General features: G+C 58.3%; 12 protein-coding genes and 1 other RNA gene. 10 read left to right on the top strand and 3 right to left on the bottom strand.

The annotated features are described in order from the left end of the window. Positions 1–257 precede the first annotated feature (257 nt). The 3 genes from ACYSMN_RS12120 (at position 258) to ACYSMN_RS12110 (ending at position 2,456) form a co-directional block, all read left to right on the top strand. Positions 258–1,139: a helix-turn-helix domain-containing protein gene (locus ACYSMN_RS12120; protein ID WP_488924146.1), complete on the top strand. Its 882-nt coding sequence runs from the start codon at positions 258–260 to the stop codon at positions 1,137–1,139. A 130-nt stretch (positions 1,140–1,269) separates the two neighbouring features. After that, positions 1,270–2,007, top strand: coding sequence for an SDR family oxidoreductase (locus ACYSMN_RS12115; RefSeq protein WP_488924145.1), 738 nt, complete (start codon positions 1,270–1,272; stop codon positions 2,005–2,007). Between the two features lie 107 nt (positions 2,008–2,114). Then, complete coding sequence (locus ACYSMN_RS12110; protein WP_488924144.1) at positions 2,115–2,456, top strand: hypothetical protein; 342 nt, start codon at positions 2,115–2,117, stop codon at positions 2,454–2,456. 541 nt (positions 2,457–2,997) lie between these two features. On the opposite strand, the gene ssrA is transcribed toward ACYSMN_RS12110, so the two are convergent. Further along, positions 2,998–3,368: a transfer-messenger RNA gene (gene ssrA, locus ACYSMN_RS12105) on the bottom strand. Between the two features lie 455 nt (positions 3,369–3,823). On the opposite strand from ssrA, the gene ACYSMN_RS12100 reads away from it, so the two are divergent. The 7 genes from ACYSMN_RS12100 (at position 3,824) to ACYSMN_RS12070 (ending at position 10,638) form a co-directional block, all read left to right on the top strand. Then, positions 3,824–4,441 (top strand): CDP-alcohol phosphatidyltransferase family protein, encoded by a 618-nt coding sequence (locus tag ACYSMN_RS12100; RefSeq protein ID WP_488924143.1) that lies wholly within the window; start codon positions 3,824–3,826, stop codon positions 4,439–4,441. 4 nt (positions 4,442–4,445) lie between these two features. Continuing rightward, positions 4,446–5,378, top strand: coding sequence for a phosphatidate cytidylyltransferase (locus ACYSMN_RS12095; RefSeq protein WP_488924142.1), 933 nt, complete (start codon positions 4,446–4,448; stop codon positions 5,376–5,378). A 199-nt stretch (positions 5,379–5,577) separates the two neighbouring features. Next, the gene (locus tag ACYSMN_RS12090; protein ID WP_488924141.1) at positions 5,578–6,249 is read left to right on the top strand and encodes a lysophospholipid acyltransferase family protein; all 672 of its coding nucleotides are present in this window, start codon (positions 5,578–5,580) and stop codon (positions 6,247–6,249) included. Between the two features lie 116 nt (positions 6,250–6,365). After that, positions 6,366–8,150, top strand: coding sequence for a bifunctional alpha/beta hydrolase/class I SAM-dependent methyltransferase (locus ACYSMN_RS12085; RefSeq protein WP_488924140.1), 1,785 nt, complete (start codon positions 6,366–6,368; stop codon positions 8,148–8,150). 191 nt (positions 8,151–8,341) lie between these two features. Then, positions 8,342–8,782 carry an SseB family protein gene (locus tag ACYSMN_RS12080; protein WP_488924139.1) on the top strand — a complete coding sequence of 147 codons (441 nt, stop codon included), beginning with the start codon at positions 8,342–8,344 and terminating at the stop codon, positions 8,780–8,782. A gap of 72 nt (positions 8,783–8,854) precedes the next feature. Next, positions 8,855–10,222, top strand: a complete 1,368-nt coding sequence (locus ACYSMN_RS12075) for a phosphatase PAP2/dual specificity phosphatase family protein (RefSeq protein ID WP_488924138.1) — start codon at positions 8,855–8,857, stop codon at positions 10,220–10,222. Then, positions 10,219–10,638 carry a hypothetical protein gene (locus ACYSMN_RS12070; protein ID WP_488924137.1) on the top strand — a complete coding sequence of 140 codons (420 nt, stop codon included), beginning with the start codon at positions 10,219–10,221 and terminating at the stop codon, positions 10,636–10,638. Before ACYSMN_RS12075 ends, ACYSMN_RS12070 begins: the two co-directional genes overlap by 4 nt. 117 nt (positions 10,639–10,755) lie before the next feature. Here ACYSMN_RS12070 and ACYSMN_RS12065 read toward each other — a convergent pair whose 3' ends face one another. After that, positions 10,756–11,823 (bottom strand): OmpA family protein, encoded by a 1,068-nt coding sequence (locus ACYSMN_RS12065; RefSeq protein ID WP_488924136.1) that lies wholly within the window; start codon positions 11,821–11,823, stop codon positions 10,756–10,758. A gap of 99 nt (positions 11,824–11,922) precedes the next feature. After that, positions 11,923–12,891, bottom strand: coding sequence for a hypothetical protein (locus ACYSMN_RS12060; protein WP_488924135.1), 969 nt, complete (start codon positions 12,889–12,891; stop codon positions 11,923–11,925). Positions 12,892–12,942 lie beyond the last annotated feature (51 nt).

Below are 12,942 nucleotides of genomic sequence, written 5' to 3'. Positions count from 1 at the left end.
TTAATCGTTGGACATCAAAAACAAATTCTTTTATCTCATCTTTAAGGTATCAGAAACGCCTAGCCAAAGAAGAAACTAAGAAAATAAATCTGGCCGATGGTTGGCGTTCGGGCTACAGTTCCGCCGGAGTCAAGCTAGGCTTACCCTTCGTGGAATGCCCATCCGCTACTAATTTTCCTTGACTCCTGCCTGCCGCTTATGCGGGTACGGGCTGCGGCGCACCGTTAGATTAAAGTTTGATTCTATTAACTTTCTGCATGAAAACAAACCTGCCAGCTGCGCCCCTCGAAATATACACGGCAGACTTGCCCTCGAAAGGATTCAAGGTTTATGAGATAGAGGGCTCCGCAAGCCCCGGGCCCGTACAAGGCCGTCGGGATTACTATAAGATAGCGCTGGTAACCGGGGAGTTAACCATTCACTCGGGGGAGCAAACCATCGAGGCCAGGGGCCCTTTCTTGTTTTTGGCCAATCCGCACGTACCCCATTCGGTGGTGGACCACTCGGCGGACGGAAAACGCTTTGCCTGTTTGTTTACCGAAGCCTTCATTGCGGGCCGGCAACGGACCGAATTGCTGCACGGTTCGCCCTTGTTTCGCGTCGACGCCATGCCCGTCATTCCCTTGACCAGCGAACAGGCCGGGTTCATGACGGGCCTGTTTCAGCAAATGCTGGCCGTGTACGGCGGGGATTACGCCCATAAAAATGAGCTGCTCAAAGCCTGCTTAGAACTCATCTTGCACGAGGCCCTGATCATTCAGCCAACTGCCGACGAAGGCAAGCCAAAAAATGCAGCCACGCGCCTCACCCACCTGTTTTTAGAATTATTGGAGCAACAATTTCCTATCGAAAGCACCGCCAAGCCGCTCCAGACCCGCACGGCCCAGGACTTTGCCGCGGGCCTTGCGGTGCACGTCAACTACCTGAACCGGGCGGTGAAGGAAGTGACCGGCAAGCCGACGAGTGTCCACATCGCCGAGCGCATTGCCGCCGAAGCCAAGGCCCTCCTACAACACACCGACTGGAGCGTGGCCGACATCGCCTATGGTCTGGGGTTCGACTACCCCACCTACTTCAATAACTTTTTCAAGCGGGTGACCGGCCGGATTCCGAAAGCCTTCCGAACCCACAAGGTTTGATAGTTGCACTTTTTGGTTTGATTCTCTTTACCGGTGCCCTTTAGTTAAGCGGGAACTTTGTCCTATCAAAAAGCGGACGAAAACGGCTACGATAGCCGGTCGGGGTTCCGCCTTTTCAATGACAAGTACCATGAAAACCGCCTTAATTACCGGCGCCAACAAAAGCATTGGCTTCGAAACCGCCCGCCAGCTCCTGCACCAGGGCTTCCACGTGTTCATCGGCAGCCGCAGCCTGGAAAACGGCCAGCAGGCCGTCGAAAAGCTGAAGGCCGAAGGGCTGACCGAGGCCGAAGCCGTACAGCTGGACGTTACCAGCGCTGAGTCGGTGCAGGCCGCCCGCGCCATCATTGGCCAGAAAACCGATGTACTGGACGTGCTCATTAACAACGCCGGCGTCAACGGCGGCATGCCGCAAACGGCTACCGGGGTCGCCATCTCCACGTTCGAAACCGTGTACGCCACCAACGTATTTGGGGTGGTACGCGTCACGCAAGCCTTCCTCGACTTGCTGCACATGTCCGAGCAGCCCCGCATCGTGAACGTCAGCTCGGGCATGGGCTCGCTCACTCTGCACACCGACCCCACCTGGAAGTACTACCCCAACAAGGGTGCCGTGTATCACACGTCCAAAGCGGCCTTGAATATGTACACCATCATCTTGGCTTACGAGCTGCGCGACACCAAGGTGAAGGTCAACGCTGTGGACCCCGGCTTTACGGCCACGGATTTCAACAATCACCGCGGCACCGGCACCGTGGAAGAAGCAGGAGCCCGGCTGGTGAAGTATGCCCTGATTGGCGAGGACGGCCCAACCGGCAAATTCTTTAGTGAGGAAAATAACCCCGAAACCGGCGAGATTCCCTGGTAAGCGGACCGTACCCAACCAAGCATGGCGTGTAATGCGAAGCGACAGCAGCCAGCTCATCAGTAGCTGGCTGCCAGCCGCGCGAGGACTAGCGTTTTGATGCGTATCACGTGAGCCCCGGTTCTACGTGCTTGTTCGGCTCCGCCGACGACAACGTGAGCGTAGGCCTAGGCTATGTTATCAATAAGACGGACATAAACAAAACGCCCGTGCTGTACTACGGCGGCCAGAAGCGCATTAGCCGGGATTGGTCGTTGGTTGCGGAGAACTTCGTGCTCATCCACGACGAGCCCGGTCTGCTGGGGTTGTTTGGCGTACGGCATGGAGCACGCCGCTTCAACCTCAGCCTGGGCGGAGCGTACGCCCTGCCCTTCCATGGCTCCGAGGAGGCCTTTGTGTTGGCGCCGGTTTATGTAGACGTTGCGTATCGCTTTGGCAAAGGCAGCCGGTAAGCCCGGCCCCGCTTCGGGCCGGCTGCCCACAGCCGATACCACGCCAACCGAGGTGACAGCAGGCACCCTTCAGCACCTTCTCTAGCAAGAGAATAGAATTACTGTTTATCAGTTAGCCCTGTTTTCTTTCCACTTGATAGGCGACGTTACCAGCGACCCTGCGGTCATCGTCTGCTCCAGTGCTCCTTGCTGCTACGGGGATACCAAGACGGTAAAGGTATACAACCGCCCGTGACTTTGTCCAGCTTGGCTACCTTCAGGTAGTGCAGAATAGTAAGCGAATAGCTCACTGTGGAGGGGCTTACCCTATCCGGTAGTGGCTACACCGATAGGAGGAGTTGAGAACCAAGTTTTGTAATCTATACAACTGGTAGTCCGCTGGTTGCTACGCTTCGAGGGACCTAATTCTGTACTTCTGGGGTGAGGTTCCTACACAGGTCCCGTGCACAGCCAGAATTATCATATAGCTTGGATACGAAGTAAAACAAAAAAGCCTCAAATCATACGATTTGAGGCTTTTTGAGGACGTTTGATATTCAAACTGTGGAGCTGCAGGGATTCGAACCCTGGTCCAGACAAGGAAGCCGTCAAGCTTTCTACGTGCGTATCTATGCTTGGATTTTCGTGAGAGCCCAGGCGCACATCAGGCCCTTGGTCTCCCCTTAGATGCAGTTGGTTTTCGCGCCGAAGTCACACCTCTTTCGACACTATCTTCTACTTACGACGCCCCGAACTCACCCGTGTAAAAGAAGACGGATGCGGGACGATGACATTACTTAGTACCTAGACTAAGCAGCCATGGCGTAGCTATACTCGCCGGTTGTTGTTTGGACGGCTTTTTGGCGGGAGATTCATCCAACTCCCGGCACGCTTACTTGCGACCTGCACAAGCTGTCAATTCCGGTCAGCCCCAGTTTAGAAAGAACGATGCCCGCTCCGAAGAGCGGGGTGCGAATGTACGCACATCGGGGAGAAAACGTTGTTTTCGGCCCAAAATGTTCCAGGGTTTTCTTTTTCACTTGAGCTAACAGTATGTCTTCTGAAAACTCCTTCAAATAAAGTCTTGAAAGTCTATTATCGCATAATAGTAAATTATTGATAGTGATTTACATACAACAAAAATATTAGAAATATGGCTTTGTATACAATGTCTGATTTAAAGCAGTTTCGGCTTGAAGGTGGGCAGCCGTGCGCCTAGTTTTGATTCAAGATAACAGCACTACTCCGCGGCAGGATGGTACGCTTCCTAGGCAGAAAAATCTGTCTAACCAGATAGCAAACCACTGCGGATTTGCTGCTCAGCTTGAGTCTTGCTGTTGAAGGACTCAATTCAACCCTTCTCACCTATAATCCTTCACCTGCTACTCATGGCTTCCATCTACGAATTGAAACCGCGCTTTCAGCAGCTGCTACGGCCGCTAACCGTGGCGCTTTATCGTGCGGGCATCACGGCTAATGGCGTGACAGTGGTGGCTTTGCTGGCATCAATCGGGTACGGGGGATGGTTGTTGTTGGCTCCCGGCAGCCGCTGGGCCTGGGGGTTGCTGCCCGCGTTTTTGCTGAGTCGGATGGCGCTCAACGCTATTGATGGCATGCTGGCCCGCGAGTACGGACAGCAAAGCAAGCTCGGCGCGGTGCTCAACGAAGGCAGCGATGTGGTGGCCGATGCGGCCCTGTACGCACCGTTTGCGCTGCTGCCGGGAGTGCACGCCGGGCTTGTGCTGCTGGTGGTGTTCATGGCCGGGCTTAGTGAGTTCATTGGAGTGGTGGGCCAGGTGATAGGCGGCGGGCGGCGCTACGATGGGCCGTGTGGCAAGAGCGACCGAGCGGTGGCTTTTGGGGCGGTGGCGCTGGTGTTGGGCCTGGGCCTGCGGGTGGAGCCTTACCTGGACTACGTGTTTGGAGCCTTGGCCCTGCTGCTGCTGCTTACCGTGTGGAATCGCGCCCGGCAGGCGCTCCGCGTTGCTTCTACCTTAACTGCTTAATTCCGTGCTCAGTCTCCTCTCCTACGCTTTCGGCGGCATTGCTACGCTGCTCGTAACGGCCTCCGTGACCACCGCTACCCTTATGCGGGTGCACCCGACGCACAACTACGTGGAGCTGAAGCTTCGCATTCAGACCTGGTGGTGGCTGGCGGCCATTTTGTTTCTGGCCCTGAGTTTCAACCGGACGGTGGGCGTGGTGGTGCTGGCCCTGGTGAGCTTTATGGCCTTCAAGGAGTTCATTTCCCTGATTCCGACACGACCCATCGACAACGCGGTGCTGCTGCTGGCTTACCTGGCCATTCCGGTGCAATATCTGTGGGTGAATATGGCGTGGTACGGTATGTTTATCATCTTCATCCCGGTGTACGTGTTCTTGCTTTTGCCGCTGCGCATGGTTATTGCCGGCGAAACCAAGGGCTTCCTGCGGGCAGTTGGTACGCTGCACTGGGGCTTAATGACAACGGTGTTCAGCATCAGCCACATGGCTTACTTACTGGCACTGCCAGCCCGGGCCGGGGCGCATGGCGAAGTGCGAGGTGAAATGCTCGTCTTCTTCCTGCTCGTGCTTACGCAAATCAACGACGTGGCGCAGTTCCTGTGGGGCAAGATGCTGGGACAGCACAAAGTAGCGCCCAAGGTGAGCCCCAATAAAACTGTGGAGGGCTTGCTAGGCGGCGTGGCCACCACTACTCTGCTGGCCTGGTTGCTCGGACCCTGGTTTACGCCCCTGAGTCCGCTGTACTCGGCGCTGGCCGGGCTGCTCATCAGTCTGTTCGGCTTCACCGGCGACGTGGTGATATCGGCCATCAAGCGCGACATCGGCGTGAAAGACTCCGGCAACATGCTACCCGGCCACGGCGGCATCCTCGACCGGCTCGACTCGCTCACCTACACGGCCCCCCTCTTCTTCCACTACCTCTACTACCTCTGTTATTAGAGGTGAGAGCTGAGTCCTGAGACTTGGGGACATGAAAGTCTGAAAATCCATAGTCCAAGCGTGGCCATCCTATGTAGCAGTTCTGGTCTAGAACTCACTCTGCTTAGGTGAACAGCTTATTACTAGTGTCTTACATCTCATGTCTCAAAGTCTCATCTCCCAGAGTCTCGCTTCCCAGAGCCTTGCCTCCCACGGTCTTATGTCCAGGATCTTCCTTCTACTCAAGGCTTCGTTGCGGCTGCTGTTTATGGTGGGCGTGGCGTATCCGGTGGTGCTGCTGTGGCTGGGCATTCATGTGCGGCACCGGGAGCGGCTGCCGTGGAAAGGGCCGGCCATTATTGCGGCCAACCACAACAGTCACCTCGATATTCTGACGCTACTCTCGCTGTTTCCGCTGCTCAGCATTCCGGGTATTCAGCCGGCTGCCGCTGCCGATTATTTCTTCAAAACGTGGTGGCTGAAGTGGTTTGCCCTGCACGTTATTGGCATCATTCCGGTGGTGCGGGGCTGTGCCCGCCACGGCGCCCAAGACCCGCTCACGGATTGCTACCGCGCCTTGGAAGACGGCAAGGTGCTGGTCATTTTCCCGGAAGGTACCCGCGGCCAGCCCGAGCAAATGGCCGAGCTGAAAGCCGGTATCTGGCACTTAGCGAAACGCTTTCCGCACGTGCCGGTGGTACCGGTATACATGCACGGTTTGGGCAAATCCATGCCCAAAGGCACGCTGATTCCGGTGCCGTTCTATGTGCAGGTGGCCGTAGGGAATGCCTTGCATTGGGCGGAAGACAAAGCTGCCTTCATGAACTCCCTCCGCGAACAGCTCAACAAACTCAAGCACAAAGTGCACATCCCGGCTGAGGACAAAGAATAGCCTCCCTCGCCCGCTCCGCCGAGCCAACAGCCTTACTCCCGCGCTTTTCATCACCGCCTTTACCGACGCCCTTCGGCCGTTCGGCTTCCCTCTTACACCTTTTTAACACCTTTCTCATGGTCGCTACTGCCCCCGTTGCCCGCACTATACCCGCTCCCCGCATTTGCGCCGAGCAGTACTTTTCTTCCTTCGATGCCACTTCGCTGTTCTACCGGCATTGGTCGGCCACGGAAGCCACGGCCGAGAAAAAAGCGGTGGTATTATTCCACCGCGGCCACGAGCACGGCGGGCGCATGGCGCACCTGGTAGACGAGCTGGCCCTGCCCGACTACGATTTCTTTGCCTGGGACGCCCGGGGCCTAGGCCGCTCACCCGGCGAACGGGGCTACGCCGATAATTTCGGTACGTTGGTGAAAGACGTGGACGCCTTCGTGCGGCACATTGCGGCGCAGCACGGTATTGCCACGGAAAATGTCGTGGTCATTGGGCAGAGCTTTGGGGCCGTGACGCTGGCCACGTGGGTGCACGACTATGCGCCCCGTCTGCGCGGCATGGTACTGGCTTCGCCGGCGTTTAAAATCAACCTGATTGTGCCCGGGGCCCGGCAAGGGCTGGCGCTGCTGCACGCAGTGCGGGGCAATTTCTTCGTCAATTCTTACGTGAAAGCCACGCAGCTCACGCACGACGAGGCCCGCATTGCTTCTTACAACAACGACCCACTCATCACGCGGCCTATTTCGGTGAATATCTTGCTGCAAGTGAACGAGGCCGCCGACCGTGTCATTACCGACGCCGCCGCCATTCATGTGCCCACGCAACTGCTCGTTTCCGGCGACGACCAAGTGGTGTACCAGGAGCCGCAGCAGCAATTTTTCGACCGCCTCAGCAGTCCCGTGAAGGAGTTGCACGTGCTCGAAGGCTTCTACCACGACACGCTCGGCGAGCGGGATCGGGCCAAGGCTGTAATGCTAGCTCGCGACTTTATCACGCGCGTATTCGCCACGCCGGCGGCCCGCCCCAACGTCCTCGAAGCCGACCAGCGCGGCTATACCAAAGCGGAGTTCGACCAGCTAAGCGCGGCCCCGAAATCAGCTTTGGCGCGCGGGTACTGGGCCATGAGCCGGTTCTGGATTAAGGTCGGCGGCAAGTTGTCGGCGGGCATCAAGAACAGCTTGGCCACTGGCTTCGACTCCGGCAGCGCCCTCGATTACGTGTATCGCAACCGCAAGCAGGGCCTCACGCCGGTGGGCAAGCTCGTAGATGGCATTTACCTGAACAGCATTGGCTGGCGTGGCATTCGGGTGCGCAAAATCCACCTGGAGAGGCTTATTGGGCAGGCTATCGACTTGTTGCGGACTTCGGGCCAGCCGGTGCGCATCGTGGACATTGCGGCGGGCCACGGGCGTTACATTCTGGAGGCCCTGGCGGAGCGGCCGGCCCAGGTGGAAAGCATCTTGCTGCGCGACTACAGCCCCGCCAATGTAGAGGCCGGCCGCCGTTTGATTGCGGAAAAAGGTATGGTTGACTTTGCCCAGTTCGAGCAGGGCAACGCCTTCGACCAAGCTTCCCTAGCCAGCTTACAGCCACGCCCCACGCTGGCGGTGGTATCGGGCTTGTACGAGCTATTTGCGGATAACAAGCTCATTGAGGCGTCTTTGGCGGGGCTGGCGAAGGCGGTGGCGCCGGGCGGCTACTTGCTCTACACCAACCAACCCTGGCACCCGCAGCTCGAAATGATTGCCCGTTCCCTGACCAGCCACCGCGAAGGCAATGCCTGGGTGATGCGCCGCCGCGTGCAGGCCGAAATGGATGAGCTGGTGGCCCAGGCTGGCTTCGAGAAACTGGATCAGCTGAGCGACCAATGGGGAATTTTCAGCGTGTCGCTGGCCCGGCGCAAATAGCGTTTTATATACTTTCCAGTTGATTGTCTGCGCCTTATCACTTGAGTATCTAACTGAAAAATAATTTTTGATTGGATACTCAACACTTCCTCCGCGCAGGGCCTGTGCTGACCGGAATCATCGTCAGGCGGCCGCTGCTGAGTTTCGCGCCTCTGTAACAAACTGTTTCATCCTTTTGCCCGCCAACTACTATGTCGTTTCTCGATATCAACCAACCAGTCACGAACCCGGAGCTAGCCGCCGCCCTCGACGCCCTGGCCCGTACCGACACTCCTGACACGCGTCAGCAAGTAGCGCTGCAACTCGGCCAAGCTACTTATTTGGTGGCCATCATAGATGATGCGCTACGCACCACGCCGGGTACAGCGCCGGGACAAGTGACCCTGCAAGCCGGCTCCCGCTTCGGCGCCTTGCTCTGCGAGGACGGGCAGGGCGGACACGAGTTGCCCATTTTCACCGACTGGGACGCTATTCGAAGTTGGACGGCGAGGCCAGTATCGGGCCTTGTACTGCCCGCCGCGGAGGCTTGGCAGTTTGCGCTGGCGGGCACCTATTCGGGGGTCGTCATCAATCCGGCCAACCAGGGTATACTGCTTTCGCGCGAGGTGCTGGAGCGAATGGCTAAGGCATGAGCTGCTTCGGCATCAGATGAGAGTCTAGCAAATTCTTTGGCTTTTATAAACCCTGAACCTTCCGTAATTACTATGTCGGCAACCCTCATTTCTGCACCGCCCGAACCGCGTCCCTGGCTACGGGCAGCGCTTTGGCTGGCATTTCTAGGGCCATTTTTCTTTGCATCCTACGGCTTCTCCAACTGGTGGACTGGGCAGCTAGCACACGTGGATTCCGTGGTATTTGCGTGGGAGAAGCACATTCCGTTCTGGGACTGGACCATCCTGCCGTACATGTCGCTGGACGCGTTTTATGCGGGGTCGTTGTTTCTGTGCGCCACGCGGGCCGAGCTAGACACGCACGCCAAACGGCTGTTTGGGGCCAGCTTGATTTCGGTGGTTGGGTTTCTGCTGTTTCCGCTGCAATTCAGCTTCGTGCGGCCGGCCACTACTGGCTTCAATGGGGCCTTGTTTGACGTGCTGATGGGTTTCGACAAGCCGTATAACCAAGCGCCTTCGCTGCACATTAGTCTGGTGCTGTTGGTGTGGCTGGTGTTTGCGCGCCACCTGCGCGGCGTGGCGCGGTGGGTGATGCACACTTGGTTTTCCCTGATTGCGCTGTCGGTTTTCACCACGTACCAGCACCATTTCGTTGATGGCGTAGCTGGGGCGGCCGTGGGGGTATTCTGCGTTTATCTGTTCCCCGATGCTCCGCTGATGTGGCGCCGCAAAGCTGGCTCGGCTGACGGTCTGCTTCGGCGCAAAATGGCGGGTGCTTATGGGCTGGGCGCGCTGCTGTGCTTTGGTCTGGCGGCGGTGTTGGGCGGGTGGGCTTGGCTGCTACTGTGGCCGGGCGCGGCGCTGCTGCTGGTTGGGCTGGCGTACGCGGGGCTAGGAACGAGCGTTTTTCAGAAGCACGATGGGCAACTGAGCTGGGCCGTGCGGATGCTGCTGGCGCCCTATCAAATCGGGGCTTGGTGGTCGTCAAGGTGGTTTACGCGGGGTGGCGCACCAAGCGTGATGGTAGCACCCGGCATCTGGCTGGGCCGTGCCCCCAGCCGTTGCGACTGGCGCCACCACCGGCCCGACGCGGTGCTGGAGGTAACGGCCGAATTTAGCCTCCATGTCGCGGCCCGAGCCTTGCCGCATCGCAGCGTACCGATGCTCGATTTGGTGGCGCCTTCGGTGGAACAGCTGGCGCAAGCTGTGGCGGCGCTCAACGAGTTGGAACCGTACGGGCCGGTGCTCGTGCATTGCGCTCTGGGGTACTCGCGAAGTGCCGTAACGGTGGCGGCCTGGCTGCTGCACCACGGCATGGCGGCCACTCCCGATGCAGCTATCGCGCAACTACGCGCGGTGCGTCCACAAGTGCTTTTCTCGGCCGCGCACCGGGCCGCACTAGCCGGGTACCAGCAGGCGTATCGGCCCGCAGAATCTCCTTTATTAGCTGCTGTAGTATGAACTCGGAGCAGACTACTGCGTTGCGCGTGTTGCTAGGTTTTTTGAAGGCCGGCGGGGCATTGGATGCTGGCTCGTCGGCATTGCTGCTTGGCACGTTTATACTGGCTTGGGGCCCACCTGCACCCGTCCTGATGGCTGGCCTTGTACTCGCGCTGGTGGCGGGGCTATGGGAGAAATACCTGGCGTGGCGCGTGGCGCTGGACGTGGAGTTTTTCACCTTGCTCTACGAACAACCAGAACAAGCAGAAGCCTTCGACACGGCTTTAACTGAGTTTCTCAACCGCAAGACGGTTCCAGCGCCGCGCACCATGTCCAGCCGTTGGTCCGGCGCGCGACGATTGGTACGGCTGCAAGCTATAGCAGTGGCTTTGCAAGCTGGATTGGTGCTGTTGGTGCTGGCTAACCAACTTTGGTAACGTGGGCTTTTGGTTTTTCAGAAACCGTTTCGACATACCAGCAGGTTATATCTTACCATAAAGCATCAATAGCCCAGGGTTTAAACCCTGGGCTACGGAGCGGCATTTCTTACTTTGCTACAGGCGCACTAACTCTACGCGGCGGTTTTTGGCTTTGCCTTCCTCGGTGTCGTTGTCGGCTAGGGGTTTGCTTTGGCCATAGCCCACGGCTTTGAGGCGGGTGTCGGGAATGGTTTGGGCGGTAAGGGCGGCTACCACGGCCCGGGCGCGGGCGTCGGAGAGTTCTTGGTTGTGCGTTGGGGAGCCGGCGTTATCGGTGTGGCCTTCCACGGCCAGGCGCAACTCGGGGTTGGTTTTGAGCAGCTTCGCCACCTCGTCTACCACCGGCCCCGACTCGGGCTTGATGCTGGCTTTGTCGGTGTCGAAGTTGATGTAGAGCGCCACGTGGCCCTTGGCGTCCAGCTCTTTTTTAAGCTGGGCGGCGGGCAGCACGGTCGCCTGCATGGGCAGGGATTTTTTCTCGACCACCGTCAGCCAATAATTCTGGGCAGTTGCTCCCCAGACGCGGTAGGGCTCCACCCAGATTTCCCGGTCGGGCAGGCGCACCATGTACACGCCCATTGTTTCGACGGCCACATCGTAGTTGCCCCGGTGACGGCCATCCTCGAACTTGAGACCCAGGTCTTTCATTCGCTGCCCTTTGCCTTCGTACACCGTCACCCCGCCCATGCCTTTCACCAGCGTCTCGTAGGTTTTCTGCACCTGAAAAAACGAGGCGCCATTGCCGAGCGCCTGCACCGTATAGAGGCGACCCTCCACGGGAATGAGCTTGACTCCATCGAAGAACTCGTACCGGTCGAAAGCCACATCTTTGAGGTACACGTTGGACGATTTACCGGGCGAGTTTTCGAGCGTCATCTTTTGGTAACCGTCGAGCAGGCTCACGAATGGAAAGGCACCCACCGCCACCGTCGAGACGGGCACGGCGCTTGGGTCGAAGCCGGCCGACTCGGCGGTGGCTTGCGTGACGGACTCTGCGGCGGCGGTCGGCGGCTGGGGCTGCGCGGCAGCCAGCGTTGAAGTGGCGGGCGTGGTTGTGGAAGCAGCCTGGTCGGTTTTTTTCTCTGAGGAACAGGCGGCCAGTAACAAAGCGGCAGCCAGAAAGACGGTAGCGGTGGATTTCATGAGAGCAGAAAACGAATGGTGAACGAGCAGTTACTTCTTGGCTTTCGCCGACGCGGCAGGTACCAGCAACGCGGCCCGCTGCCTGTTGGCCAGGTCAGTTTATTGATAAGGCCATTTCGTGACGATGGTAGCCGCCACCGGATGAATCTCACGGCCCAGCGCCACGGCCAGTTCCGCGTCGGAAGCAAACTCCTTCGGGTCTTGGTGCTTCAGCAGGAAAGTGTAGAATTTACCCACGACATCGGGGCCGCCTTCCGCCACGATGCGGCTGGCAAAAACGCCCACCTGGTTCTGGAACCAGGCATAGTTGGTAGGGTCGGCCAGCACGTTGTTGTGCTCGATTTGCTCCAGGGTGCGGTGCCGCAGCTGGCTGGCATCGACCTGGCCAATAACCAGTCCCACGTTGTTAGCCACGGGTAGGCTGGCACGGTCCTGCTCCTCCGTAAACGCCATCAGGCAAACGGTGGCAAACAATTCGCCTAGCCAGTTACGAGCTTGGCCGGTGGCCTGGTCGCGGTGAAAGGCGTGGCCCAGCTCGTGGATGGCCACCTGCCGCAGGTGAAGCGTGAAGTCCAGCTCGCCGGTGGCGGTGCGGTAGGGTTTCAGCAGCTTGGCATTTTCGGGCTTGGCGAAGATGGCCGCGAAGGGAGGAGCCGTCATAGCTTGGTTGGCAGCCACGTTGATGCCCGCCTGCACCACCAAATTGCCGGTGCGGTTGTGGGGCATGCCGGGCACGGGAATGTAGCTGTGCTCCTTCCACTGCTCCGCCGACACTACCATCAGCCCAATGCCCGGTTGCGTTTTGGTTTTTTTAGCCAGGAATTCGCGAGCTTTCTTGGTCTTTTCGGCTATGGCCTTGGCATCGGCTTCGTAGCCGGGGCTGTAGCGCACCTGAAACGGATAGCCGGGCAGGCGGCTCAGGCCGGCGTACTTGCTGGTATCTACCTGCCCTTGGATGGCAAACACCTTGTACCTAGGACCAGGCGGCACGTTGCCATTGGTAGGCTGGGCGGGCTGGCCCAAGGCGACAAAAGAACTCGGCAACAAGAGAAATAGTAGCTTTTTCATGACTGGGCAGCAGTGAATTCATTGAGTGGCTCCGGTGCACGCGCGTCAGTG

This window comes from Hymenobacter sp. M1-2 (genome assembly GCF_057808495.1).
The sequence above is the reverse complement of the archived record's forward strand: the minus strand, read 5'-3'. Positions and strand labels throughout refer to the sequence as shown.